At 56.4% G+C, this 26,978-nt stretch carries 25 protein-coding genes; 16 read left to right on the top strand and 9 right to left on the bottom strand.

Annotation, left to right across the window (positions count from 1 at the left end; translation table 11 throughout):
- Nucleotides 1–403 precede the first annotated feature (403 nt).
- Both Pan189_RS21405 and Pan189_RS13180 read left to right on the top strand, forming a co-directional pair.
- Nucleotides 404–1,195, top strand: coding sequence for a hypothetical protein (locus Pan189_RS21405; RefSeq protein ID WP_310820447.1), 792 nt, complete (start codon nt 404–406; stop codon nt 1,193–1,195).
- 332 nt (nt 1,196–1,527) lie between these two features.
- Nucleotides 1,528–1,875, top strand: a complete 348-nt coding sequence (locus Pan189_RS13180; RefSeq protein WP_145364448.1) for a hypothetical protein — start codon at nt 1,528–1,530, stop codon at nt 1,873–1,875.
- Between the two features lie 78 nt (nt 1,876–1,953).
- On the opposite strand, the gene Pan189_RS13185 is transcribed toward Pan189_RS13180, so the two are convergent.
- Nucleotides 1,954–2,811, bottom strand: coding sequence for a leucine-rich repeat domain-containing protein (locus tag Pan189_RS13185; protein ID WP_145364449.1), 858 nt, complete (start codon nt 2,809–2,811; stop codon nt 1,954–1,956).
- Between the two features lie 207 nt (nt 2,812–3,018).
- On the opposite strand from Pan189_RS13185, the gene Pan189_RS13190 reads away from it, so the two are divergent.
- A complete protein-coding gene (locus Pan189_RS13190) occupies nt 3,019–3,876 on the top strand; it encodes a hypothetical protein (RefSeq protein ID WP_145364450.1) in 858 nt (285 codons plus the stop codon).
- 193 nt (nt 3,877–4,069) lie between these two features.
- On the top strand, nt 4,070–5,584 hold the full coding sequence (locus Pan189_RS13195) for a hypothetical protein (RefSeq protein WP_145364451.1): 1,515 nt from the start codon (nt 4,070–4,072) through the stop codon (nt 5,582–5,584).
- A gap of 116 nt (nt 5,585–5,700) precedes the next feature.
- Here Pan189_RS13195 and Pan189_RS13200 read toward each other — a convergent pair whose 3' ends face one another.
- Both Pan189_RS13200 and Pan189_RS13205 read right to left on the bottom strand, forming a co-directional pair.
- Nucleotides 5,701–7,383, bottom strand: coding sequence for a SpoIIE family protein phosphatase (locus Pan189_RS13200; RefSeq protein WP_145364452.1), 1,683 nt, complete (start codon nt 7,381–7,383; stop codon nt 5,701–5,703).
- A 90-nt stretch (nt 7,384–7,473) separates the two neighbouring features.
- Nucleotides 7,474–8,754, bottom strand: a complete 1,281-nt coding sequence (locus Pan189_RS13205; protein WP_145364453.1) for a glucuronate isomerase — start codon at nt 8,752–8,754, stop codon at nt 7,474–7,476.
- A 218-nt stretch (nt 8,755–8,972) separates the two neighbouring features.
- On the opposite strand from Pan189_RS13205, the gene ribA reads away from it, so the two are divergent.
- Nucleotides 8,973–10,217, top strand: a complete 1,245-nt coding sequence (ribA, locus tag Pan189_RS13210; protein ID WP_310820448.1) for a GTP cyclohydrolase II — start codon at nt 8,973–8,975, stop codon at nt 10,215–10,217.
- Between the two features lie 149 nt (nt 10,218–10,366).
- Here the strand turns inward: ribA and Pan189_RS13215 are convergent, their stop codons facing one another.
- Nucleotides 10,367–11,296, bottom strand: coding sequence for an LpxI family protein (locus Pan189_RS13215; RefSeq protein ID WP_145364455.1), 930 nt, complete (start codon nt 11,294–11,296; stop codon nt 10,367–10,369).
- A gap of 102 nt (nt 11,297–11,398) precedes the next feature.
- Nucleotides 11,399–12,481 carry a UDP-3-O-(3-hydroxymyristoyl)glucosamine N-acyltransferase gene (gene lpxD, locus Pan189_RS13220; RefSeq protein ID WP_145364456.1) on the bottom strand — a complete coding sequence of 361 codons (1,083 nt, stop codon included), beginning with the start codon at nt 12,479–12,481 and terminating at the stop codon, nt 11,399–11,401.
- A 277-nt stretch (nt 12,482–12,758) separates the two neighbouring features.
- On the opposite strand from lpxD, the gene aroH reads away from it, so the two are divergent.
- Complete coding sequence (gene aroH / locus Pan189_RS13225; protein ID WP_145364457.1) at nt 12,759–13,133, top strand: chorismate mutase; 375 nt, start codon at nt 12,759–12,761, stop codon at nt 13,131–13,133.
- A gap of 55 nt (nt 13,134–13,188) precedes the next feature.
- Here aroH and Pan189_RS13230 read toward each other — a convergent pair whose 3' ends face one another.
- Nucleotides 13,189–14,118: a hypothetical protein gene (locus Pan189_RS13230; RefSeq protein WP_145364458.1), complete on the bottom strand. Its 930-nt coding sequence runs from the start codon at nt 14,116–14,118 to the stop codon at nt 13,189–13,191.
- A 310-nt stretch (nt 14,119–14,428) separates the two neighbouring features.
- On the opposite strand from Pan189_RS13230, the gene Pan189_RS13235 reads away from it, so the two are divergent.
- Entirely contained in the window at nt 14,429–14,767 is a 339-nt protein-coding gene (locus Pan189_RS13235; RefSeq protein WP_145364459.1) for a rhodanese-like domain-containing protein, read from the top strand.
- Nucleotides 14,768–14,867: 100 nt separating this feature from the next.
- On the opposite strand, the gene Pan189_RS13240 is transcribed toward Pan189_RS13235, so the two are convergent.
- Nucleotides 14,868–15,170 (bottom strand): ferredoxin family protein, encoded by a 303-nt coding sequence (locus tag Pan189_RS13240; protein WP_145366189.1) that lies wholly within the window; start codon nt 15,168–15,170, stop codon nt 14,868–14,870.
- A 246-nt stretch (nt 15,171–15,416) separates the two neighbouring features.
- A complete protein-coding gene (locus Pan189_RS21410; RefSeq protein ID WP_310821350.1) occupies nt 15,417–15,659 on the bottom strand; it encodes a hypothetical protein in 243 nt (80 codons plus the stop codon).
- Here Pan189_RS21410 and Pan189_RS13245 point away from each other — a divergent pair.
- From Pan189_RS13245 to Pan189_RS13285, 9 genes are all read left to right on the top strand, one after another.
- Nucleotides 15,642–16,121 carry an RNA polymerase sigma factor gene (locus tag Pan189_RS13245; protein WP_310821343.1) on the top strand — a complete coding sequence of 160 codons (480 nt, stop codon included), beginning with the start codon at nt 15,642–15,644 and terminating at the stop codon, nt 16,119–16,121. The genes Pan189_RS21410 and Pan189_RS13245 overlap by 18 nt on opposite strands.
- A 199-nt stretch (nt 16,122–16,320) precedes the next feature.
- Entirely contained in the window at nt 16,321–17,901 is a 1,581-nt protein-coding gene (locus Pan189_RS13250; RefSeq protein WP_145364461.1) for an Hsp70 family protein, read from the top strand.
- 132 nt (nt 17,902–18,033) lie between these two features.
- Nucleotides 18,034–19,041, top strand: a complete 1,008-nt coding sequence (locus Pan189_RS13255) for a GspE/PulE/PilB domain-containing protein (RefSeq protein WP_145364462.1) — start codon at nt 18,034–18,036, stop codon at nt 19,039–19,041.
- A 139-nt stretch (nt 19,042–19,180) separates the two neighbouring features.
- Nucleotides 19,181–20,683, top strand: coding sequence for a P-loop NTPase family protein (locus tag Pan189_RS13260; protein ID WP_145364463.1), 1,503 nt, complete (start codon nt 19,181–19,183; stop codon nt 20,681–20,683).
- 51 nt (nt 20,684–20,734) lie between these two features.
- Nucleotides 20,735–21,664: a sugar phosphate isomerase/epimerase family protein gene (locus Pan189_RS13265; RefSeq protein WP_145364464.1), complete on the top strand. Its 930-nt coding sequence runs from the start codon at nt 20,735–20,737 to the stop codon at nt 21,662–21,664.
- Between the two features lie 95 nt (nt 21,665–21,759).
- Nucleotides 21,760–22,311 (top strand): REP-associated tyrosine transposase, encoded by a 552-nt coding sequence (locus Pan189_RS13270; protein WP_145364465.1) that lies wholly within the window; start codon nt 21,760–21,762, stop codon nt 22,309–22,311.
- A 967-nt stretch (nt 22,312–23,278) separates the two neighbouring features.
- Nucleotides 23,279–23,788 carry a hypothetical protein gene (locus Pan189_RS13275; protein ID WP_145364466.1) on the top strand — a complete coding sequence of 170 codons (510 nt, stop codon included), beginning with the start codon at nt 23,279–23,281 and terminating at the stop codon, nt 23,786–23,788.
- A gap of 62 nt (nt 23,789–23,850) precedes the next feature.
- On the top strand, nt 23,851–24,069 hold the full coding sequence (locus Pan189_RS13280) for a bacteriocin immunity protein (RefSeq protein WP_145364467.1): 219 nt from the start codon (nt 23,851–23,853) through the stop codon (nt 24,067–24,069).
- Nucleotides 24,070–24,214: 145 nt separating this feature from the next.
- Entirely contained in the window at nt 24,215–25,453 is a 1,239-nt protein-coding gene (locus Pan189_RS13285; protein ID WP_310820451.1) for an FG-GAP repeat domain-containing protein, read from the top strand.
- Between the two features lie 46 nt (nt 25,454–25,499).
- On the opposite strand, the gene Pan189_RS13290 is transcribed toward Pan189_RS13285, so the two are convergent.
- A complete protein-coding gene (locus Pan189_RS13290; protein ID WP_310820452.1) occupies nt 25,500–26,969 on the bottom strand; it encodes an FG-GAP-like repeat-containing protein in 1,470 nt (489 codons plus the stop codon).
- Nucleotides 26,970–26,978: the final 9 nt, after the last annotated feature.

Consider the following 26,978-nt stretch of genomic DNA (forward strand, 5'->3'; position numbering starts at 1 on the left):
TTCGATCGCTTCGGTTTCAGCACGGCAGAAGGGGAGCGCAGAAGATGATGACCACTATTTCTTCGCAACTCGAGGACCGCTATTCGTCGCGGCACGTCGAAGCGAAACCATAGCGAAGTGCCTCGAACTGGTGAGTCAGTCACCAACGGAACCCGATCCGGCGATTAACTCGCTTGAAGCGAACCACAGCTTTCGCCGATCGCGAATGGAGCATTCGGAGGCGGATCTCTGGGTTTGGTTCGATACAACACGCGACGCTTCCAGCAACGATAGGAGTGATCGACTCTTTAGTTCCGTTAATGCCTCTATGTCGGTGACGAACAACGGCCTTTCCATTAGCGCGACTGCGTTTCCGAGTAACGATCGCGGTCGGCGTCTGATGAGGGTGTTTGAGTCCGGCGAAATGACCCGATCGAGCGTCGACACCGTCGAGCGAGTCACTGCGCACTTGCAGATTTACTGGAACCCGGAAGAGGCGGCTCGATTCATCATCGCCGGTGATTCGACGGAGCGTCGCACTGATGTCGAACTCGCCGTCCGTCTCATGCAGGGGGCGGTCGGCCCGTCCGCTGAGCTGTTCGATCTATTGAGAAGATTTACGAGCAAGTGGGATCTCTACGTCGTCCAGTCCGAACGCGACGAGAGCCATTCGACGGAGGTTGCCGTTTTGACCTCAACGATCCGATGTAACGAGGAACACTTGGCCGCGGCGGCCGACTCTTTATACCTGACAACGTGCGTACTGCTGTCGGAGTGGAACAAAACCCGACAGAGCAACCTGAAGTTTACGTCAATTGTCACTGAAAACGCCGGGGCAGCGGGTGTCTTGCACAATGGCGACGGCCGGCGCCCCGCTTACTTATTGAATTCGAGGCATTTGGTTCTCGTCTCAAATTTCACGCTGCTGCGCGACTTTGTCGAAACTATCCCCGCCGTCTCAGCATCTGCCGCATCTCAAGCAGAATCCGGATCGCTGCGATTAGATGTTGATATTTCGGCAATGCGGGCGGCGTTCGGAGTGGCCGATCTGAAGAACGGCCCGACATCGCCGCCACTAACCTCGTCAGCCCCAAGAGTCATCTTGGAAAATCTGACGTGGATCGACCGGATTCGCTGCGCAGCTCACGTCACCGACGATTCCGTTCAATTAAAACTCGACCTGTTGGTCGCCGATCCTCGCGCGAACCCGAAATGATGCCCTATTAATCATTTCAAGCGGACAACTTCTCAAGATTGATACGATCGTCACCACCGGCCCTTTCCGCGCTTCGGTTTTAATTCAATATCTTAACAGGGCTGTTCAGTCTTCCTAACTTCGCGTCGATGATAATAATCAGCGCACGAAGTATCTGCCGGCAGGAGCCGGCGAAGGCCGCGACGGAGTGTCTTCCCGAAACGATATTTGATTCCTCCGTTCGGCCCGCGACTGCAATCGCATTAACGTTCCTCCCCTTAGTATCGGGACGAATCGATGGTCGCCCGGTCGGAAACAGGTGTCGGATCGGACACCTCTTTCCCCGAGAGATCATGGTGAGTGATACACAGGCAGTGGCAGAACTCCGCGTCGACCGCAGATCGACGGCCCGACGAGCAATGTCGGAACGTCGAACTGAATCGAGCGAAGAACAGCAGAACGACGAAGGACGCCGCGATAGCGGACGGAGAACCAAAGTGGAACGCCGGCGACAAATTGACCCGACGACCTGCGAACGCGACTACGGTGGCGAAGAAATCGATTTCATGCGGGCCATGGATGAGTACAAGCGAAAGGCGGGACGACAATTCCCGACCTGGAGCGAAGTTCTCGAGGTCCTCAAGGGCATGGGCTACCGCAAGGTCGCCGAACCGACCGATATCTTCGCCGACATGAAGTAGTTTCGTCGCGGCACAAGAACAAAACGGGGGGCGAGAGCCCCTCGTTTTTTATTGCGCGATTGAAAATCTGAACTCCGCCTACAGCGGCTTGACAGGATAGCTCTTCGTGTGACCGCCGTCATCTTTCCGCATGTCGATTTCCAGTTTCGGCAGAGCTCGCTTCAACCTGGCATATTGGGCTTTCGTGAAGCCGACATTGACCGCGCGAATATGTTCCAGATTTGGCTTGGCTGCCAATGCGGCGACCAACCGGTCATCAATCGGTGCCATTTTATCGCGGAGTAGTTCAACCTTCTTCAAACTCGGCAGGGTCGCAACGAAGCGGACAATTCCGTCGAAATCTTTATTGGCATAGGTCACCTCTTCCAAAGTCGGATGACCTTCGAGCGGACCGAGATCATTTAAGTCGGTTCGAACAGCCGTTAAATGAAGTGATTTCAAATTCGGCAGCTTCGCCAGATGCGCGATCGCTTTGCCCTTGAACGGCTTGACGTTGTGAATCGTGATGTGCTCCAAATTTTTGCAGCCGCTCAATTGTCGAAAGCCGTCACCGCTTAATCCGCGATTGTGATGGATATGCAGCCGGTGGAGATTTTTGAGATTCGACCATGACTTGAGGTCACCATCGTCGTAATTCCCGCCGCCGAGTGTCAGACGCGTCAAAGACTTCAGACCGCCGATACGGCGGATGTCAGGACCTGAAAATCGCGTACCGGTGAACGCTGTCAATTTTGGCTCTTTCGCCAGCGCGTCCCAAACCTCGGCATCGATCGGCTTCGACGGCTTGAGGCTCACCGCCACGATCGCATCACCATCGGTCTTCACACGGGCATCAAGCGCGTCAAGCCGCTGCATTAACTGCGTGTGCGAAATCTCGCCGGCCGCTGCCATCGCTCCCACGCAGAGGGTTATGAAGCCGATAAAGAGGCGTGTCATCGTCTGTTCTCGCGACTATTCGTCCAAAAATTCGTCCACAAATGTGTTCCCGGACTATCTGCCGGTAAACCGACGGATTTGCCCGTAATTCTGAATTTTTGCAAGGAATTGCCCCCGGGGACATTCTCCAATCCTCAATAGGTCATTGAAAGAATGATCAGCAGTTGCCAGTGTAGACGAGCCAATCAGTGTATTTGGAGTACCCACATGCAACCTTTGCTGATCGCTGTCTTCACGGTTTCTGTCATCAGCCTCCCCCAGATCGGCTCTGCCGCGGAATCAGATGCGACCGCCGAACCTCACTCTGTCAGCGGCGCAACCGCAGGCACCACACAGGGGCGTGAGCGGACAATCGAGCGAATACGAGAACTGGAGCGGAAGCTCGACGAGACTATCGTTATCTCATTTAAAGAAGCCCCGCTCGCGAATGTGCTGGGGGAGATATCCAAGCGGACCGGCATTACTTTTCACATCAATGAGGCTGCCCTGATGGACGATGGGATGGATTCGTTGCAGGAGGTCTCTTTTTCGACGGGCGAAACTGCAATCAGTGTTCGCGACGTCGTTCGGCTGGCGTCACAAAACCTCCACCTCGCTCTCATTAATGACAGCGGAATTGCCGTACTTACGACGCAGACTGCCGCAGACGACGCGCTGGAAACCCGGGTGTATAACGTCAGGGACCTGCTCGAAGACGCCGCCGTTCACCGGGGCCCACTGGCACCGTTGTGGATTGGAGGAAGCGTCTCGGCCGCACCCGGGTCCGTTCCGAATAAGTCGATTGAAATGCCGCCAGCTAACGAACTCCTTATTGTGATCAAGAGCGCGACCGCAGGCCCGTGGATGAACATTGATGGCCTCGGCGGCAGTATCAAGCACTTCGATGGACTGCTGGTCGTCAGTCAAACTCAGGGCGTTCACCGAGAGCTCGCCGACCTGTTTCGGCAACTTCGAGAGGCCGACAAGTTGCAGAGCTGGAGCGAGGGCTTCCCCAAAAACACCACAGAAGCCGAGCGAGAAGCTCATCAGCAGCATAATGAAGATTTGTTCAATTCACCGGAGTAACGAAGTGTCGTCTGTCGCCAAGAAACCTCATGTCCCTGCACGTTCCTATTCTTCGGCCAACGCGATGATTGAATACGATAATAGAACACTCATGCTGTTAAGTCGATCGGCGAGACCAATGATTCGATTCCTCACTCGCTGCACGCCAGCCTATTGTCATGCAGGTCACCTACGGTTTTACGCTTGCTTGCGAATGACACTGCCGGCCGCTCTGGCGATGGTGCTCATCAGCACTACCGCACAGGCCCAGGACACCGAATCACCGCCCACCCATACTTACAGCGCACCACTCGCTGCCACCGTCGAGGGCCGACAGCGGACGATTGAACGCTTCAAGAAGCTCGAAGCCCAACTCGACGCTCCGCTCAGCAACATCATTTTTGAGAATTTGCCGCTCCAGGATGCCGTTGACGCGTTGGAGCGTCAGACCGACATCCGATTTGTAATCGATGAGAAAGCACTTGCAATAGCGGGAGTGAGTCCGCGAACCGACGTGTCTTTAATTACTGGAAAGACCGAAATCTCCGTCCGCGATGTTTTTCGCTTGATGACGCAGCATCTCGACGTGGCTCTGATCAATGACAACGGGTTCGCGGTGATTACTTCAGATGAGGCTGCCGCGAATACATTTGTGGTCAGAGTTTACAACGTGCGTGACTTCGTCGACGACGGTAGCCTGCAGCAGCGGCTCGGATTTCCGGACTATGTAGAATTCCCGTTCTACCGGGATATTGAGAATTCAATCCAGCAATTGACGCCGGGCCCATGGATGAATATTGACGGGCGTGGCGGATCGTTGGCTCATTTCGATGGATTGCTGATCATCAATCACAATATGGAAATTCATCGAGAAATCTCCTCGGTATTACATGATTTACGTGCTCTGCGTTCAACGTCCGATACGGCAGAGGAGGAGTCGCACCGCTCATCACCGGTATCTGAGTCACTACCGCGGCGCGAGCTGACAAATGTTGAACGAAAGTTGGATATGCCGGTAACGCCATTGGCGTTTGACGACGTAACTTTGAGCGAAATGCTCCAACTCATCGGCGGCAAAGTCGGTTTGACTTTCCGGATTGATCCGCTCGCGATCAAGAAGAACGAGATCGATCCCACGCAGCGATTCTCACTTCGCAATCGAACGGAAGCGATTTCAGCCAGAGACATTTTTAGGCTTGTCACCCGCGAATATGCTTTGGAATTAATCGACGATGGCGGGATTGTGACAGTGACGACTGAGGAACGGGCAAAGACTTACCTGAAAAACAGGGTTTACAATATCGACAAACTGGTCGCGGACGCGGCGACTTCGCGTGGCGTGCCCCCACGATTCGGCGGGATCGGCGGATTCATTGGGCCGTATTATTTCGCTTGGCGTGAAGTTTACCCCGATACCGAATTTAGGAACGCGCTCCAACTCTCGATCGATGCCCCATGGATGGCCGTAGTCGGTGTCGGAGGTGATGTGGTTCCGGTCGGCGACATGCTCGTGATTCGCCATACCGAGGCCGTTCATCGACGGGTCGAAGACCTCATCCGTCAAATTGACGAGGCAGACCGTGCTCGCGGTTGGAGCAAAGACTTCCCCAAAAAGCCGACCGCAGCAGAGCGTGCCGCGGCCGAAAAATATAATGCCGAGATTATCGCCAAAGCAAAGTGCAACGACCGCAAATCTGATGCTGACAATGGCGCGGCTACCAGCCGCTAACTTCTATTTCGCTGGGCGACCGAATCGGTGACGTCTTCCGGCTACGGAGTTTTTCCCCTTTCCGGCGAGAGCCCTACCACGCTATTTGGGCAAACCAATGCCAGCGTTGACAGCTCCTAACCATTCCGGCCGAACGCCATGATCGTGATGTCGTCGTTTTGGTCACGGCCGGCGGCGTGTTTGCGGACGTCGGCGAGCAGGGCGATGCCGAGTTGTTCGGCGTCCGGGAAGTCCTGCTTTAAGAATTCGACGACGCGCTCCTTGGTATAGAGGTCGCCCTGCGGGTTCATCGCCTCGTCGACGCCGTCGGTGATGATGACCACTGTTTCGCCCGGCTCGAGCGTGCGGCTGATCGCTTCGTACGGGTAGTCCTCCATCACGCCGATGGGCAAGCCGATTGCCTCTTCACCGAACTCTTCGATCGTGCCGTCGGCCTTGCGAATCAGCGGCGTCATGTGGCCGCCGTTGCACAGAGAGATTTGGTGCGTCTTCGGATCCAAGAAGGTCAGCACATAGGTCACGAAGCGACCTTCGACCATCTTCGCACACATGTGATTGTTGATTGCAACAAAGGCCGGTTCAACATCTTGCACGTATTGCGTCACGTTCTGCACGCAACTGGCGATCCGGGACATAATTAGCGCACCGGGCACACCTTTGCCGGCAACATCTCCGAATGAGAGGCAGACTTTACCGTCGGACATTTCGAAGGCGTCGTAGTAGTCGCCGCCGACCGCTTGGGCCGAATCGTAAGACGCATAAAATTCATAGCCGTCGACCTCCGGAAAACAGTCGGGCAGCAGGGCCCGCTGCACGGCCCGGGCGATCTCCATCTCGCTGTCCTGCTTCATCTTGTCGAGGTGCGACGTAAGATAGCGTGCCGACTCGTATGAGAGGGCCGCTTGCCCGGCGACCGCGGTCAGCAGGTCGAGGTCTTCCCCCCGAAACCGTGAGATCGGATTCTGCGTGTCGATGTGAATGACGCCCACGACTTCGCTATCGAGGTCGAGCATCGGGACCGCCATCATCGAGCGGATCGAGAGGCTTGAGATCGACTCGCTGGCGCTAAATTCGGCATCGCTGGCGGCATCGGCGGAGAGCTTACCGGTTTTCGTTTCCAAGACCTTATTGAGCACCGTGCGACTGAGTTTGACCGAATCGTCTTCCGTTTGATCGCGATGCTTCTGGGCAACGGGAACGAGCTTGCCGCGACGGTCATTGAGCAGAATGCAGCCGCGGTCGGCGCCGGGGAAGATGTCGAACAGCGTGTCGAGAATCGCAGGCAGCAGAGTATTTAATTCCTGCGCGCGAGCCAGACGCCGACTGATTTCGAGGACCGCCTGCAGCTTGGCCTCCGGCTGCACATCGAGTCGCCCGAATCCGGTCGAATCCTCGACCGATTCCATGATGGTCGCCTGATCGGTGCCGCCGGAGGTGACGTCGATGCCGTCTCCGCTGCCGAACGATAAGGTCGATCCGATCGCATCGAGTGGCGAGACCGATGCCAACGAGTCGTCTTCGAACCTCATCAGAATCGGGCCGAGCTTCACGCGGTCGCCATTACCGAGTTGCGTCGGTTCTTCAATGCGGCGCCCATTGACGTAGGTGCCGTTGCCGCTGCCGAGGTCTTCGATGACGACCGATTCGGTCCCCGGCAAGACGCGGGCGTGCTTGCGTGAGACCATATTCGAATTGAGATGAATCTCACATTCGGGATGCCGACCTATGTAGGTTTCAGTGGCGGTCAACTCGTAGGGGATGGCCGAGCCGCCCTGCTGGAGCAAAATCAGTTTCGCCATCGCATCGATCCTCATCGCTGCCACTTAACCAGCGGCAAAACGTGATCACTTCACACGTCTTCGATCACCCACGCCGATCACCCATCATGATCAATCGGCGAAGAAAATCGATTCCACATTGCTTCGTAGGACGGTTTGGCCCAAATCGACGGCACGCTCCTCGCTCCAGCCATGGCCGATCACGAAGTCTTCGAGCAGAACTTTCGCGAGCACGCGCCGATACATCGCGAACTTGGGCAGGCCGAATTCCAACTTGTACATGTCACTGTAATAACCGATTTGCTTCGTTCGCGGCACTGCCTGCAAGCGAGCCCGGCAATCGGGCTCGATATGGGCTGGAATATTGGAATACCACCAATGCCCGCTGGTCACCACATTGGGGAAAATCCATGCGTATGACACGAGTTCCTGGTTCATCGTCGGTGCGAGGACCGACACCGGGAACGTGACCTGCGGGAAGAAATTGAACAATTCGGCATACTGGCTCAGGGAGCACCGCGAATCGTACAGATCCCGCCCCTGATGGACCCCCGCCGGGTAGACGGAACGATTCACGCCGATCATCAAATCGAACGGCAAGCGGTGTTCGGCGCACATCTCCGCCAAAGACCAGAAGACGAACCGGCTGACCACCTGACGGTCCTCAATGGACGGACGCCCGTCGGTCAGTCGCATAAACGCTTCTTCGGCATCCTCATCGGTGACGTGCGTGGGGACGAAATCGGGCGGCAACGAAATCGCGCACGCCTTCGCATTCTTCGACTTAAAGTGAGAAAACAGCTTGCCCAGCGCTTCCCAAACCGACTTGGCATCGGTCACCTCGACGCCGGTCGCGTTGGCGACCCGCTCGCGGACCGACGGTTGATGCAAATGGAAGACGAGGTCATCGGTCCGCAGGCACGGGATGTAGCGGTCCGTGTCAAAGCCTTCGAGCGGATCGTCGAAATCGTTCGTGAGAAAAACCTGCTTTAGCTTGCTGCGTTTGAGAACCTCGGATTCCCAGTCGGGTGCGGACATTTTTTGCTCTGCGGCGTCGTAGAGCTGCTCCCAATTGTCGCTCGTCACCCGATCAATATCGACATCGAGCAATTCCCGCGCGATCTCGACCAGCCAACTGAGTTGGATCGTATTGTCGAGAGAGTCGAGCTTCGGAACGAGTCGAGAGACCAGTTCCTTCGGCGAGATATCGGACTCTTCGATGCGATCGGCCGGCAGCCCGGCCGAGTGGGCCAGTTCGGTGTAGTAGTGGTAACCGAGGATGTCGGCCAGATTGTGAGACGCCGGATCGTGCGGGTTGATATGCGAATGGGGATCGATCAGTTCGATGTCACTCAGGGCGGCGACGATTCGATCAAGCGCTTGTTGAGACATAAGTCGAGGTTGTGCGGGCTGGCGACGATGAATGTTCTCACGCGAGCGCGTGAGAGACTGAGATTGAAGTTCACAGTCTCGCGCTTCGGTCGCTTCGCTTCAAGCGGCGGGTGATCAGCGATTTTGCCCGAAGTCCGAAATCGCAGTCAGGCTACGATTTTTCCGTCGAGGCGCTAGAATCTGTTCAGACGATGTCCACACTCGAAGAGAACCGGCCAATGAGTCGCCCAGACCGCGAATCTGCCATTGAAGAAGCCATCGAAGCGATTCGAGCCGGAAGTCTCGTCATCGTTGTCGATTCGCACGAGCGTGAGAACGAAGGCGATTTCATCTGCGCGGCTGAGTCGATGACGCCCGAACTCGTCGATTTCATGCTGAAATTTGGTCGAGGACTGCTCTGCACCCCACTGACCGCCGAGACGGCTGATCGGCTGCATCTGGCACCGATGGTTCAGGAAGAGCAAAACACGGCTCCGCATCGAACGCCGTTTCTCGTGCCAGTCGATCACGAATCGGCGGGGACGGGCGTCAGCCCCGATGCTCGGGCGGCCACTGTGCGGGCACTGGCAGACCCGAAAAGTTCGCCGGGTGAATTTGTTCGCCCCGGGCACATCAGCCCTCTGCTGGCAAAAGACGGGGGCGTGTTGCGACGGGCCGGTCACACCGAAGCGACGGTCGATCTGTGCCGCCTCGCGGGGAAAAATCCGGTTGGCGTGCTGATCGAAATCTGCAGCCGCGACGGTCGCGGCATGGCCGGTTACGACGAGCTCTGCGAGATCGCGGATGAGTACAACATCCCGATCGTGTCGATCGAAAATCTGATTCGCTATCGACGACAGCGCGAGCAACTCGTGCATCGGGTCGCGGAGGTGGAAATCCCGACGAAGGACTACGGAACGCCGACTGTCGTCGGTTACAAGGTCGACCACGAGGTTCAAGAACCCTTAGCGCTGGTTTGGGGCAACCTGACTGGATCGGGAAAACCGCCGCTTGTGCGGATGCACTCATCTTGTTTTACCGGAGATTTACTCGCATCACTGCGTTGCGACTGCGGCGATCAACTTCACATGGCGATGCGGATGATTGCCGACGACGGCTGCGGCGCGGTCGTCTATCTGCCACAGGAGGGGCGGGGCATCGGACTGATGCCCAAACTGAAGGCCTACGTGCTGCAAGACCAGGGCATGGACACCGTCGAAGCCAATACGCACTTGGGCTTTAAGGCCGACCAGCGGGATTACATGGTCGGACTGCAAATTCTCAAAGACCTCGGCTTGAGGGAGATCCGCCTCTTAACGAACAACCCGAAGAAGACCGACTCGTTCGTGAAGTCAGCAATGGACCTCGACGTCGTTGAGCAAGTGCCGATCATCGCCCCGCCTGAGAAAACGCGGGAACGCTACATGCAGACAAAACGCGATCGCATGGGGCACTTGCTGCCGGGCGATGAAGCAACGTCTTGATGGCGCAAAAACAAGCCCGACGCGCGAGCGAGGGACCTGATCTTGTGGTAGCCCGTTGAGCGAAATCCCTCGCTGGCGCGTCGGGCTATTACCGTTCAAATCCCTCGCTGGCGCGTCGGGCTATCGGCGTCTTTTGCTGATCGGCGAGATCATGCCGCCGCGCTAAGTGACAATTCGTCCGCGTTGAGCGACACAATTGCGATGCCGAGTTTGTTGGCGAGCGAAATCACTTCCGGCTCGTCGAGCAGGATCGTCTTGTCGCACTCGATCGCGAGGACGCGACCGCCGACTTCGTGCATCGTGCGGAGCGTGTCGAGCCCGATTGTCGGGACGTCGAATCGCATATCCTGCTGGGGCTTGGCGACCTTAACGACGGTAAACCCTCCGCGTCGACACAGTTCGCCGGCGCGACGAATCGCTCGGTCGGTCCCTTCGATCGCTTCAACGGCGATCACCGCTTTATTGCGAACAATAATCGTTTGCCCGATATCAAGTCGGCCCATTTCCTTGGCGATATCCCAGCCGAAACGAATGTCTTCCCATTGGGAACAGCTCGGCCGACGTCGTGTGAGAAAGCCGTGTTTCACGAGTAACTCCGGTGCGTAGTCGAGAGCCGATTCGAATTTAAAGTTGTCCCGCTCGAATTCGCGGATGACCGCGGTGAGCAGTGTGTCGTCCTTCTTGTCTTTGCGGCAATACGTGTAGATCAGATGGAGCATTCGCAAATCGGGCATATTGCGGATGAGGGCCCCGGGTCGAAACAACTCTTTCTTTTCGACCTTCCCCGCCATCACGATCGATTGCACCTTATTGCGTTTAAACAGCCGGACGGCTCTTCCGACCTTTCCGATACTTTCTTCGCGAAAATGATCGCAGGCCGATTCCAATTCCGGCCAGACCATCCCGCGAATTCCCATGCCCACAACGACATGACCTTCCCGGCGCGCGGCCTCCGCGAAGACGATCGGGAAGCGACCGGCGCCGGCCAGCAGCCCGATCCGCCGAGAGGCGGGCTTGGGCGCAGCTTGCCCGTCGGCTTCGCTCGCGGTGTCGGCGGATTCGTCGGAGACGACTCTCACGGTCGCTGCTCCTAAGGTAACGGTGGGGTTGGGGAAGTAATCGGTTCAGACATCGGTGGGAAGCAGTGGCCGCACGCCAAGCGATATTTGGATTTACGCTGGCTACGCTGCGGCGCTGCCGTCGTCTTGTCGAAGGGCGGCTTGCAGTTGAGCCACTTGTGCTTGCAATTCTTTGATTTGATCCCGCATTTCGGGAACCCGCTTTTGCGCCATGACCTGTCGCTTGGCGTCGTCGACAGGTTGGGCCGGGTAGCCACCCCACGTTTCTCCAGCCGGAACATTCTTATGCACCGCAGATCGTGAGGCGATGATTGCTCTGTCGCCGACCGTCGTGTGATCTGAAATCCCGGCGCCGCCGGCACACACGACGTAGTCCCCTGTCGTGACGGTCCCGGCAATCCCGGTCTGCCCGGCGAGAAGGTTGTGTCGGCCGATTCGGCAGTTATGGGCCACTTGCACGAGATTGTCGATTTTGGTCCCGGCACCGATGATGGTTTCGCCGATCATGGCCCGGTCGATCGCGGTACAGGCACCGATTTCGACATCCTCTTCAACGCGAAGGGAGCCGCCGTGCGGCAATCGTTGATGGCCGCCGTTTTTGAATTCGTAGCCGAATCCGTCCGCCCCGAGAACGGCGTTGGCGTGGACAATCACGCGCTCACCCAGCGAAACATCGCCGTATAGGACCGCATTGGGATGCACGCAGGTGTTCGCCCCGATTCGGCAATTCGGGCCGATCCGGACGCCGGGGTGGATGTCGCATCCCGGGCCGATCACCACGTGTTCGGCAACGCTGGCTCCCGGATAGATATTCGTGCCCTCGCCGATTTCGACCGAGGGGTGAATCCAAGCGGCTTTCGAAATACCGATCTCGGCCCTCGGGCGAGGAGGGCACAGACGGCTGAGTATTTCGAAGAATTTCTCTCGCGGCTGATCCGCGATCAGGATGACGCCCGCGTATTCGGCTGTCTCAAGTTTATTCGCAATTTCACGTGTCGTCACGATCGCGCCCGCCTTGCTCGGCGAATCGGCGTCAATCAAACGATGGTTGGTCAGAAACGACAATGACTCGGGACCGGCCGATTCGAACGGAGCCGCATCGGACAGCGACCGTCCGACATCACCGAGAGGATCGACCTCGATATTTCGGATCAGGTCCTCGATCGGTTGTTCTGTTCCCTGCATGATTATTTTCGTCAACTTCCGTGACAACGGAGGACGGTGTGCGACTATTCGCCGAACCGCTTCCCGGGTCCTTCCGGGCGACCGCGGCTTGTAATTACTACGCGCTGTTGCGGCAAGACCGATCCGAGGCCGGTCCGCCCGGCTGAACAAATCGGTGTCGGGAAGTTCAACCGGAAGCGTCGCCCGGCTACACTCACATACGCAACGATCGCTCGGGCAGAACCGGCCGGAAACATCGATTCAAACAGCTCCGACCACCGGAAGTGAGTTTACGGCAATGTCAGCCATGCGAGGAATCCGAGGGGCCACGACCGTTGAGCGCGATGACGCCGGAGAAATTCTGGAAGCGACGACCGAATTGCTGACCGAGATTCTCGAAAAAAACGGAATCAGCCAGTTCGATGCGATCGTCTCGGCAATTTTTACAACGACGACCGACCTCACAGCGACTTTCCCGGCCGAAGCAGCACGAGCCATGGGCATGAATCAGGTGCCCCTGCTGTGTGCTGCCGAAATCGCCGTTCCGAACGCAATGCCCCGCTGCATTCGCGTTCTGTTGCACGTCGAGACTGACCGCCAACAGGCAGAGATTGTGCACGTCTACCTTGGCGAAGCGAAACGCCTTCGCCCCGACATGAACAGCGCTCAGTAAACGATCGGCCTTGGAAAACGGAGATCGAGCGTCAAACGAAGCTTGATCGCCGAATTCACCGTCGTCCGTTCTCGCGATTGGTGGCGATCGGTGCTGAGGAACTCGCTTCGATTTCGGCGTCATCGGAATTTTTCTCCGAAGCCGGAACCTCGGTCGCCGCGTTTGAGTTCAAACTTGCTGACTGAGCATTCGTGACGACATCGGACGAATTCCAAGTCAGGTCCGCGTCGGAGCGATCGGGGTCGTCTTCTTCGAACGGCACACCGTAAACCGCCAATCTCGGCAGTATGGGGGAGAGCGGATCGGCGAAGAAGCGGCCGGGCAAGACCTTTCGCAATTCGTCTTCGAACTCGGTCACAGTCTCCACGTTTTGTTCGGCGACCACCATCAACTGCTCAACCCGATCGGCAACCGAAATCCACCCGGCTCGTTCCAACACCCGGTACCGGGCCTCGGGAGAAAGCGAGGCGAAGGGTCGCTCATCATTGCGGAGCTCCCACATTTCGTCTTCGGCCCTTTGCATCAGTCTGTCGAGCGGCTTGACGGCTCCCCAATATTTTCGGCTAAGGGCGTAGCCGGCCGAAGCGTAGAGGGCCGCAACCTGTTCCCGGGTGCGGTGAGTGCGCTCGACCTGCCGTTCAAATGACGGCGACTTGGGAAACGCTTCCGCCAAACGTTCCAGTGAGTGAACCGCGACGAGTTCGGTCAATTCTTCCTCGTAGAGCTCTTTGACCGGCAATGTCCTGTCGGCTGACCAGTCCGCCCGTGGGGCAAGGATTTCGGGCAGAGCCGCCCGCTCCTCATCGGTGAGCCCCCCGAATACCGCCTGGAGGATTTTGATGTCCGTATTCGTCAAGCCTTCATCGAGGCGCTTCGTTTCCACAAATTCGATCTCGGCCGACCCGCCGCATCCGCTGACGAAGACCAACGTCGGCAGAACAAGAGCATAGAGCCAGAATCGAATAGCGCGCGAATCAAACGGCATGGCAGAACCGGCAGTCGGAATCGTGAAGAATCACTATTCTCATCGGCCAGATGCCAAGCGTCACTATGCTTTTCGTCGGGAGCCGAGTGAAAACGAGGCACGCGATGCGTCAAATGCAACGTTCAGCAAATGTGTTTCAGCGGAGTCACGGCGGTCGAGAAGGACCATTGACGTTACAATCGCTGCTATTATCGGCACACGACGGCGGAGGCTCATATCCGCGACATCGTCACGCCGAGCCTGAACCAAAAAGAAGCCGAAACTGTTTCGAGATTGAAATCGGGATTCGAAGACAAACCGGAGTTCTGCCATGCCGACGGAAATACCGCTCGAGATTGACTGCCAAACGCTCCACCAACGGCTCGAAGCCGGAGAGAAAGTGACATTGATCGACTGTCGGGAGCAGGAGGAATACGAGACAGTCTGCCTGAAACAGGCAACACTGATCCCGATGAGCGAGATGGAACAACGAGTTTCTGAATTGAACGGACAAGAGGATGACGAATTGATCATCCACTGCCATCACGGCGGTCGAAGCCTGCGTGTCGCGATGTGGCTGCGTTCTCAGGGTTTCTCTAAGGCGAAAAGCCTCTCCGGCGGGATCGATGAATGGGCGACGGCCATCGATCCGTCGTTGCCGCGGTACTGATCGAGCCAAATCGTTCGGGCGAGAAAAAAGCCCATTGGTCGCAGCCAATGGGCTTCAAAATATTCGCCGACTCACTCTTAAGAAAAAGTGAGCACCGCGGTCATTTTTGAGCACAGCCGTCGGAGTTGTCGTCGGCCATCGGAGCTTTCTGCTCCGTGATGTTCGGCGTTTGCTCCGACATGTCCGAGTTCAACTTTGTGAACTCGGTCCATTCTTTGGGAAGGTTGTCCTCGTGAAAGATCGCTTCGACCGGGCACTCCGGAACGCACGCCTCGCAGTCGATGCACTCTTCCGGATGGATGTACAGCATTGATTGCCCCTCGTAGAAACATTCGACGGGGCAGACGACGACGCAATCGGTGTATTTGCAGTTGAAGCAGGGCTCGGCAACGACGTGTGTCATGAACTCTTCCGCATTGGTAGGCAGCCGCATCCGGTGCGGCAGTAAGTCGGCGATCACCGCAGCGAGCCGCCGCAGTCTCGAATTTCCGCAAGTTTAGTCGGTTTCCGGTCGTCCGCCAACGGCGTTGGACCCGGCAGCAGCGAGAAATTTCTCCAATTTCTGCACAAATCTTGCCTCGATCGCGAAGGTGCCACGTCTTGCAACGCCGGCTTCCCACTTGTCGGCAACCCCTCGTCATGATTAGAGTTATTTTGATGGACCGCTCATAATTTGCATGGTGCCGGGCCGGAAACGTTCGGAACGCAAGGAGCTGTTGCGGTACCGAGACGATGCATCGGAGCGTTCGGCGAACGATGCAATTGAGGGGTTTTTGTGGCGCTCACCGAGATTGATCGAAATCTGCTGGACCGATGCCTCGCTGAAGAACCGGATGCGTGGCGAAGCTTTGTTGATCGGTTCATTGGCCTGTTCGTGCATGTTGTCGAGCACAACTCGCATTTGAGAAGCCAAGCAGTTCGCGCAGATCAATTGGACGATATCTGTGCCGAAGTCTTTCTCGAGATTTTGCGAGATGACTACGCCGTGCTGCGGCGATTTCGAAGGCAATCTTCGCTCGCCTCGTATCTCGCGGTCATTGCTCGTCGGGTCGCGATTCGAGAAATGTCGAACCGCCGCAAAGCTGAAGAACTGGGGCACGTCAAATCCTCGAAGGCGACCAGTGGTCGACGCCCCGAGCCGCCGGAATCTCGAATTGCAGATCGGGATGAAGTCGAAAATCTGCTGTCCGGGCTGTCGGGCGAAGAAGCCGAAATCATTCGGCGATACCACCTCGGTGGTCAGTCCTACCGCGAAATCAGCCGCGAACTGGGCGTCCCGGAAAATTCCATCGGACCGCTGCTCAGTCGGGCCCGAGATCAATTGCGCCGCAAACGGGGCGTCGTCGGCACTTAGCGTTCCTACGGGACGCTGCGGCTCGCACTTGCCGAACGAGCGATCCTGCAACCGACGCCCGGCTTCCGGACCATAGCAAGCCGGTTGCAACCGTCGAAGTTGACGGACAGAATAGTTCGGACGGATGGCTCGCACATCCGATCTGACATTTCTCGGCATTTTGCCACCTGCTCTCCATCGATGATGCCGGTTCAGTCGCATGAAATTTCTCGAAGGTAACACGGTCGGAATCGACCTCGGCACGACTTATTCAGCCGTGTCCCAGCTCTCCAGCGACGGCGACCCTCAAGTCCTGCCGAACGCGGATGACCGCACGATTACGCCCTCCGTCATTTTACTCGGCGATGAAGGTCGAGTGCTCGTCGGCCCTTCACGCGAACGGATTTCGATCGAGGATCCGAAGAACGTTGTCGAAGCCGTCAAACGGCAGATGGGCAACAAAAACTATTTCGTCGTCTACCAAGGCAAAAAGCTGACGCCTGAGTTTCTGGCGGCGCTCATTTTGAAGAAGCTGAAACAGGATGCCGAGCAGCAAATCGGTCCGATCGCCAACGCCGTCGTCACCGTGCCCTATTACTTCAACGACGTTCGCCGCAAAGCGACGCAGGACGCCGGTCGTGTCGCGGGGATGAATGTCATCGACATCATCAACGAACCGACTGCCGCCACCCTCGCCTACGCGTGGAGCAAAGGCGAATTGGGGCGCATCGAAGCCGCTGACGCGAAACCGAAAACGATCCTCGTCTACGACCTCGGGGGAGGAACGTTTGACGTGACGGTCGTTTCCTACACGTCGACGCACTTCCGGGTCCTCGCGACCGACGGCGACGTCATGTTGGGCGGGCTCGACTGGAGTAACCGACTCGTCGATCACCTCGCCGAACAATTCACGAGAAAGCACGGCGAAGACCCGCGATCCAGCCCCGAAAGTATTCGGTCATTTTTCCAAGAATGCGAAGACGCCAAACGTGAACTCAGTAACAAAGCGCAGACACCCGTCACCGTTTACCACAAAGGAAAAACATTGACGGTCGCGCTGACCCGCAACGATTTCGAGCGGATGACCGGCGACCTGTTGCAACGCACCAAGGATACGACCGAGCTTGTTTTGCAGCAGTCCGAGGTCGACCCTCGCACGCTCGACGAGGTCGTGCTCATCGGCGGCTCGACCTACATGCCGATCGTCGAGAACATGCTCCGAGAGATCTGCGGTCGGGTGCCATCGCGGGCCCTCATGCCGGAGGAAGCCGTTGCACAGGGGGCCGCCATTCACGCGGCGATTCTCGAGGCACGCCACCGCGGCGAGGCCAGCGGCATGTCAGACGCGATTCTCAAGCGTTTGCGATCGGTCAATACCGCCGACGTCAACTCGCATTCGCTCGGGGTGAAGGCGAGCCCGCCGAAAGATCCGTCGCGGAAAATTAACCACATCATGATCCCGCGCAACACGACGATCCCTTTTAGCAAGCGTCAGAAGTTCGTCACGAATTCAGACAATCAGCGGTCCGTTCATATTTACGTGCTCGAGGGCGAAGCTGAAGATCCGGACGCCTGCACGATGGTGGGAGACTTCCAACTCGTCGATCTTCCGGAAGGATTGCCGAAAGGCACTCCGGTCGAAGTCACCTACCGCTATGACAATAACGGCCGAATTCATGCCGAGGCAAAGGAACTTAAAGGTAACCGAGAGGCGAAAACGGTCATTACACGTGATTCCGGATTGGACGATGACGGCGTAGCCGCCTTCACCAAGCTCGCTTCCGAATACAAGGTCGATTAAGCACGGTTTTGACTGGTCGTTTTTAGCGGACGAGCATCACCACGATTCTTCAGCGGCTTGCGGTGCAAAATTCTGTCGCGGCATTTTTAGAACTGAGCGCCATCCCGGGTTGCCCGTTTCGGATTTCAGGTCATGAGCACCACATCCAGTGAGCCGAATGTTTATCGCGATTGGCTGGGAATTCCCGAAGCCGATCTTCCGCCCAATTACTATGCGTTGCTCCGCCTCGTTAAGTTCGAAGATGACGAGCAGAAGATCCGCGGGAACTACCGCAAGCTAAACGAACACGTGCGGGGCTACGCCACGGGGAAATACGCGCAAAAGTCTCAAGACCTGCTCAATGAGCTCGCCAAGGCAATGCTCTGCCTGACCGACGAAGCCCGAAAACGTGAGTACGACGAAAGCCTCGGTCGCGAGTTCGATGATGCCGACATCCTCGGACGCAAGCCGATGGGGCGCTGGCTCGTCGAACGAAAGGTCATCACTAAAGAAAAATTAAAGGAAGCCGAACACTACGCCGAGCAGCGGGGACTGACGCTGCGAGACGCGATGGTTCAGATGAAACTCGTTAAGCCGGCGATCGCGACGCGAGCCCTCGCCCAGGAGTTGGGCATGTCGTTCGTTGATCTTGCTGAGGCTTTGCCCGAAGCGGACATCCTCGACAAATTGCCGCGTAAGACCGTTCGTCGGCACTCGACGATGCCTCTCTTCGAAGACGAAGGCGTGCTCCTCGTCGCCTGCCTCGATCAATTGCCCACGCAGCTCGAAGAAGAGTTGCAACTGATTTACGGCCTGCCGATTCGTCCCGTGCTGACGACGCCTTCGGCCATGAATAAGGCCATCAGCAAGTATTACCCCCCGGGGACCCGCGAAGGGGAGGGCGGCGACGGTCAGTCTGGTTCCAACCGCAATCAAGCGGGCGTTCGTTGGAAAGACCTCACTGATGAAGAACGCGGTGAGCGGCGGATGACCGGGATCATCGCGCTTTGTTGGGGAATCGTGGGGTCGGTGCTGCTCGACACGTTTGTTGTCGCCAAATTTTTTCCCGAGTGGGACGCCAGCTCGATTCCCGTATTTTTACTGACCTTCCTCGTTCCGCCCGGCATCTTCCTTTGGCTGCGAACCTCCTACTGGAAGTAACCCGTTATTGGACAGACGGGGTATTTCCCCTGTTTTACGCGCGCCCCTTGGCTTCCGGCAGCCCCGTCGACAGAATGCGTCGACCCTTCGACGGTATCGCCGCCGTGCCGTCGCAGCTCCCTGATCGAGAATCGCTTGCATGAAGGTTCAGAAATTCCTCGAACATCACGGCATCGCCGAGAATCCATTCGGTGAAGAGGACGCCCAAGCCGACCACGTGTTTCGCGATCACTGCATCGCGGGCACTCACCATCCCGCGTGGGATAAAATCGTCGGCAGGCCGGGCACGCCCTCCACGTCGGTCGTCTTCGGCGAGAAAGGATCGGGAAAGACGGCGCTCAGGCTGCAACTCGTCGATAGTGTCGAGCGATATAACGCTGAGAACCCTGACAAGCGGGTCTATGTCGTTGAATACGATGATTTTAATACATTTCTCGACAGCTTCCGCGAACGCCTCTCTGGCCGCCGGAAACGTCCCGACCGGGCTCTGCGCTATTGGCGGATGTGGGATCACATGGATGCCATTCTTAATCTCGGCGTGCGTAAGCTCGTCCGCGGCATCCTCGACATCGGCAAGCCGGAGGACGACCACCGCGCGGTCGTGCGGCCCGAAGATCTCAGCCTGCTCGAGCACTCTCAAAAGCGCGATCTGCTCATGCTCGCGGCTCTGTACGATCACTCGTACGAAAACACCCCGCTGACCCGCTGGGGCCGACTCCGCAAGCAGCTCGGCTATAACGTCGCACTCAATAGCTGGGACTTCTGGCTCGCCATCGCCGTCACGGTTGTGACGACCGCCATCGTCCTCTGGATGGGCGTGGGGAATATCCGCTGGTGGGGCTGGATGATTGTCGGCATCGTACTGCTCGCCGGGTGGTTTCAATGGGGCATTCGGCAACTGCAACTTTCCTGGAAGGCTTGGCGAGTCAAACGTCAGATCCGAGTGTTCGACGTCCTCGCAGGCACATTGCGGCGCATCCTCGGCAAATTCTCTCGACAGGATTTAGCGGGGCAGCCGTTCCCGACAAAAGATCGTAGCGACGACCGCTATGAGCTGCTCCAAAAATTTCAATCCGTCCTGTCCAAACTAGGATTTAATTCGATTCTCGTTCTCGTCGACCGCGTTGACGAGCCGCATCTGATTAACGGCTCCCCCGAGCGAATGCGCGATCTGCTCTGGCCGATCTTCGACAATAAGTTCTTAAAGCATCCGGGAATTGCATTCAAACTGCTTCTTCCCGCAGAGGTCACCTACTACTTGAACCGCGAAGAGAAGGAATTCTACGAACGAAGTCGGCTCGACAAGCAAAACTTAATCCCGTCGCTCGAATGGACGGGGGAGTCTCTTTACGATGTCGCCGCCGACCGCCTTAAGGCCTGCAGTTCCAACGAAGGTCAGGCCCCATCCATTAATAAGCTTTTTGACGACCAAGTGACCCGTGACGATTTAATTCGCAGCTTCTCCAAGCTCCGAGTTCCGCGGCACCTGTTTAAGTTTCTTTACCGGCTGCTTGTCGAGCACTGCAATCGTTACACCGAAGATGAGCCCAAGTGGGAGATCAGCCGCGAGACGTTCGAGTCACAGCTCTCCCTCTACCTTCGCGACCTTGACGCATATGATCGCGGCATGGGCACAGGTTAACCACCACACAAACCCGCAGCGCAAGCAAGGGATCCGATCATCGACCCGCCCATGAAAACGAACCGCCGCGACTTCTTAACCACCGCCACCGCGATCGGCCTCGGCTCCGGGCTCTCATTAAACGCCGCCGACCCGCCGCCACGGACGAACATCCGGTATTGCCTTAACACCAGCACTATCCGCGGCCAGAAGCTCGGAATCGAGAAGGAAGTCCAAGTCGCCGCCGCGGCTGGCTACAACGGCATCGAACCGTGGATTCGCGACATAGAAGTCTACCGTGACGCGGGTGGCTCCCTCACGGACCTCAAACAGAAGATCGCCGATGCCGGTCTTAAGGTCGAAAGCGCCATCGGATTCGCCAATTGGATCGTCGACGATCCGAAAGCCCGGGCCGCGGGGCTGGAACAGGCCAAACGTGAAATGGACCTGCTCAAACAGATCGGCGGAACCCGCATCGCGGCCCCACCCGCGGGAGCACACCGCTCACCGATCCAGGCCGATTTGGACGGCACGGCCGAACGCTTTGCCGCCCTGTGCCAAGCCGGTGAATCGATCGACATCACCCCGCAGCTCGAAGTCTGGGGGTTCTCGCAGACGCTTTCCAAATTAAGCGAAGTCCTCTACGTCGCCGCGGCCTGCGGCCATTCCAATTCGCTCGTCCTGCCCGATGTTTACCACCTCTATAAAGGCGGCTCCCCCTTCGAAGGCTTAAGGTTCCTCTCCCCGGAAACCTGCCGCGTCTTCCACCTCAACGACTACCCCGACATCCCCCGCGACAAAATTAACGACGGCGACCGCGTCTTCCCCACCGACGGCATCGCCCCGTTCAATGAAGTCCTTAAACACTCCGGCATCCTCAAAATCGAAAACCCACCCACCCTCTCACTCGAAGTCTTCAACAAGAGCTACTGGAGGCGCGACCCGTTAGAAGTCGCGAGGGAAGGGCTAAGAAAGATGAAACAGACGATTGCTTCAAGTTAGCTTAAAAGAGTGTGCCGGGGGCGGCTCGCCCCCGCAGTGAGCGGCCTGTCCCCTTCTTGCATAGTGTCCACTCCCGACAACTAAGTGGAACCCCGATGCCCCGCCGCCGCACATTTAACGAGCCTGGGCACGCTCACGAACTCACGTTCTCCTGCTTCCGCCGGCTCCCCCTACTGAGTCGAGACCGAACCCGCCTGTGGCTGGCTGAATCCATCGACGCCGCCCGCAACCGACTCAAGTTTCATTTGTGGGCCTACGTGTTTATGCCTGAACACGTCCACCTGATCGTGAAGCCGTTGGAACTCGATTACGACATGGGTTCAATCCGAACCGCCATCAAATCACCGATCTCGAAGAGAGCCATTGACTGGCTCGAAGAGCACCGGCCGGACTGGCTGTCAAAACTGACAGTAACCAAGGGCGGCCGGATCGAGCGTCGTTTCTGGCAGAAAGGTCCGGGCTACGACCGCAACATCACGGAGTCGACGACGTTGCTGAAGATGATCGAATACATTCACGCCAATCCAGTTCGCCGCGGGCTCGTGGAACGGCCTGCCGATTGGAAGTGGTCGAGTGCTTCTGAGCTGATCGAGGACCAATCGGGACCACTCCGGGTGGATCGGGTACCGCCGGACTGGCTCGATTAACGCCGGGGGCGAGTGGATATTATGCAAGAAGAGAGTCAGCAACCAGATGCGGGGGCGGCTCGCCCCCGGCACCCAGCGCAGCCACCTCGCTGTCGTATAGCAATACTGTCGATATCGGTCTTGGTATCATGCTACTGTTTTCGCCAGCATTCCAAGCTCTTGTGATGACAGTGGTATTTTTTGCCTTTACAGTGAACAACGCTTACGTCTAGACAGTCCTAATCGACAATTCGGTCGCCGTTGGCACGGTTGAGATGAAGTTCTGCTACCGCAACGCTCAAGACTTAAACGTCGTCCTCAGTGATACATCCGGCAGCCGTGCTGAAACGGGCTTGATTCGCCCGCACCAACAAAGTTCCCGCTTTGGAAGTGGCAAGTAACTTCCGCTTCTGCATCACGATCTCTGCCTAGATACTCTATACATTGGTCTTACACGATGCCAGAAAAGCCGGATGAATCGCTAACCCTTGACGCGGTCGGAATGTGCTTTACATTAATAAATGCCACTTCGGCAGTTCTATTATGGTTTGCCGGGGTTGGAGGGCTTCTGCCGTTTGCATCGCTGGGAAGTTTCTATCTTATCTTAGCAATGTGCGTAGCTTGCACTATAATATTGATCTCTGGCGTCATCATCAGAAGAATTAAACCAGCTCGAGCATTTGTTCTAATTCTGGAAAATACGGCAGCTGGATTTGGAATGGTATTTGCGGCTCACTCTGCGTCGGCTGCTGTTTAGGATGCATCTCGACGAAAACCCAGGCGGCACGTTAAGGGTGACGGTCTTTGACCGTAACAACCGGCTGATCGACAAGAGCGGCACCGGCGGCAACAGTCAAGACTAGAACATTACTCTCGTCGGCGATTGTGACATCACGACTATCAAGGGCGTTCGGAAGGAACTGCCTGAACAACATCGTTTCGCTATGAGGTCCGGCCGGAACGCCTTTTAATTATATACAGTCAAGCAATGAACGAACGCCAAGAGAATGAGCAATACTTTTTCGATGCCGCGACGCTTGATCGGCTTGGGGCCTTCGTAGCATCGTTTCCAAACCCATGTTGCGTGTGCTGTCCGCTCCTCGGAAAATGGCTCGTCGAGCATGGCCATGATGTCACGACTCTCGATGTCGACGACCTTTTCAGCGAATTGCCGGGCTTTCGGCATTTCGATTTGAATCGTCCCGACTGGCAAGGAGACGACTTCGGGATCATCATCTGTGACCCTCCATTCTATAACGTTTCTCTTCGGCAACTATTCGCCGCGCTGCGATTGCTCAGCCGGAATAACTTCGGCCAGCCCCTCATGATTTCGTATTTGAAGCGTCGCGATCAGGCGATTTTGAATTCTCTTGCTGAGTTCACGCTCTCCCCGTCTGGCTTCCGGCCCGGTTACCAAACCGTGCAGAAGATCAAACGGAATGAGATCGAGTTCTTTTCCAACTTGGATTCCGAATCGTTGGCACCATTACAAAGCTAAACAGGCGAAACAAGGATACGCTGCGTGCCACGGGCGGCGTACAAACCTGGAGTTTTAGTCACATGTCGCGAAAACTCGACCGTCGACAGCTTATCGAACTTGTAACTCGACTCATGAGATCTTATGGCACGGAAGACGATATTGATGTAATGATCGATCAATTTGAGCAAAACGTCCCTCATCCTGAACCATCGGACCTGATTTTTTATCCCCAAAGGGAAATGAGTGCTGAGGAAATCGTTGACATGGCAATAAATTATAAGCCGATTGTCCTCGATTGAACACATGCGGAGCCGAAGAAGGTGCATTATTGATCTATGGCATCATGGCTGAGAGCATTTAACGACGTTTGCCTGACTTGCGTCCTGGTTCCTTCCTGAGTCTCATCAACGCTTCGTCGACTTCCCCCCAATCAGGATTCGAATGATGACGCACCGCATATATCTCAGGTCCGCAGCAGCACTCCTCATTGCTTTTTCGTTAGGACGTTTCGCCGGGGCGGTTGAGTTTAAAGACGCGGGGGACATTTCGGCGGGAAGCGTCCGCGGCCTGACCAGCATGGACGTTGGCGACTTCAATGGCGACGGACGCGCTGATGTATTTGCGGCCGAAGGCGGGAAACATGCGAGTGGCCGTCGCACGCTGGCATGGTTTGAGTCGCCTGCGAACAGTTCAAAATCAACGTGGCAGCGTCATGACATCAACGTCGACGCCGACCTCGCGGAATTTCTCGGGGCGGCAAAGCTCGCCGATATCGACAGTGACGGCGACATCGATGTCGTAATTTCGTCGGACAAGCATTCGGGTAATAAGAAGAGTGCGAATGTGTTCGTCCTCCTAAATCCCGGATCATCCTCCGCGGACGATTCCGTGTGGGGCGTTCAAAGAGTCACTCCGGTCGCAATGCCATGGCATCATATTAATGACATGGAGTTGGCGGATATCGACTCCAATGGTCGGATTGACATCGTCGTCCGCAGCCTCGACCCGAACGAGATTCATATCTTATTTCAAGCGGAGAGTGGCCAATATGCTCTTCGGTCATTGCCAACTGGAATCGAAAAGTCAGAGGGCCTTGCCGTTGGCGATTTGAACAATGATGGCCGCCCCGACGTCACCTTTACCGGTTACTGGTTGGAGACGCCTGTCGATCCGCAGGAGGGACATTTTTTATTAAGAGCGATAGATGCCGACTTTAAAGCCGTCAACCAGAATACGAAGGAAGCAATTGGAGACATTGACGGAGACGGGCACCCGGATGTGTTAATCGGACCGGCCGAACGGTATCGGGGAGGCGGCAATCATCATCTGGTCTGGTACCAGAATCCCGGAAACGAAACTGCAGAAACTTGGAAGAAGACGGTTGTGATTAAGAAAATCAATAACTGCCACACGATCAAATTAGTCGACGTCGATCGCGATTCCGATCTCGATATTATACTCGGAATTCCGTGGGGAAAGAGCCGGGTTGACCTGTTGCTCAACGACGGGCGGGGAAATTTCAGCAAGCCGCAAACGCTGGTCGAGGGCAAGGGGCTTTATTCCGGTGCAATCGGCGATGTCGATGGCGACGGTGATCTCGACATCGTCGGACAGGACACCTATTCGCGTAACTCCCGACCCTTTCTCTATCGCAATATGCTGCCTTCAGCCGGTTCAGACTAATTATCTCCGGCCAACGAACTCGATGATTCGTTCTTCACATTTTTTTTTAATTCGTGTTCATTTCTGCAGATTTTAGCTGATTCCACCAGACCGTGAGCATCCCTCTGTTGAGGACTCGCTCCGGCAGCGCGGATGGTTCCTTTGGTTCGAACAGCGTCTGGCCGGTCGCTATGTCGAGATCGCCATCCAGATCAAAATCGCCGAGTTCAATGTCGGCAGAACCGAGATCGTGAGATTGATATACCGAGTGTCGCGTGAACGTCCCGTCGGCCTGTCGCTCGAACCATACTAGTAAATCAAAAAGTGTTGGGGCTTCCGACACGAAGTTCTTCATTCCCAATGGAATATAGGCGGAGGCCGCGACATCAAGATCTCCGTCGCCGTCCAAGTCGCCTACCACCGCGCGATATGCCCCCGGTAGTTTCCCAATCAACTGAGTCGAAAATTGGAACTCGCCGTCGTTTCTCAACCAACGGACGCCGTGATGCACACTTGGAACGCCGCTGTCCAGCATATCACCATTCGTAAAAACGATATCGAGATCTCCGTCGACGTCGAAGTCAGTGACAACGAGACCACTTAAGCCGAATGCCGGGTTGTCTGCTGAAAATAATTGATGACGCTGAAACGTTAGATGACCTAAATTGCGATAACATTCAATGACTTCATGTTCCTGACTAATTAAGACGATCAGATCGAGCCGCCCGTCGTCGTCTAGATCGTGCAGCCGAACGTCGCTGGCGCCGTAGCGGTCGTCGATCGTGGTGTTCTTCCACTGCTCTCCTACAGAGTCGCAGGTGAGCAGCGTGACTCGCCCTTCGGTTCGCCATCCGAATTCCGCGACGGCAATTTCTACATTTCCGTCGGCATTCAGGTCGCCGACGGCTGCGTCGGCGACACGATTGTGCGTTGCCCAAATATTAGTTCGGGTTAACGTGGAATCCGAACCGATTCGGCTTAATTTATAGAGTTTGGCGTCCGCTCGATTTGCTGGCAGAAAGCTGCCGAGCTCCGCAACCAAATATTCCTCCGATCCTTCCGCTCCGATCGGGCGGAGACGAGCGGGATGCTTTGCGAGATGGATTATTTCGCTATGAAATTTGCGATCTTTGACATCTACGCGAAGGATGCGACCGTGCCACATATCGCAGACAGTGAAGTAGCCGGATTGCTTGCCGGACGGAGGATACCAGTTGACATCGGACACGCTGCCGACGATCGGCCCGGGCGAAGGGTATGGCACTACCTCCGGAAGAAAATGCTGAGCCGCGGCGGAGTCGATCGGGGTGGCGTTTTCGATGTCGTGCCACCCGCCAGATTTAACGACGTAGTAGCCGACCGTGTCTGCAAAGGGTGGTGCGATTAATTTTTTAATGTCGGGATCGGAGGATTCGTCGAAGAACTCATAACCGATCGCAACCTCGAATTCCCATTTATCTCGGTGAAAGAGCGAAGCGTCCGGGTAAGCATGACAGGCGCCGCACATCGCTCGCACCGGTTTTTCAAGCGCCTTCACCCGTACAAG

It is taken from the genome of Stratiformator vulcanicus, assembly GCF_007744515.1.
Taxonomy (GTDB): Bacteria; Planctomycetota; Planctomycetia; order Planctomycetales; family Planctomycetaceae; genus Stratiformator; species Stratiformator vulcanicus.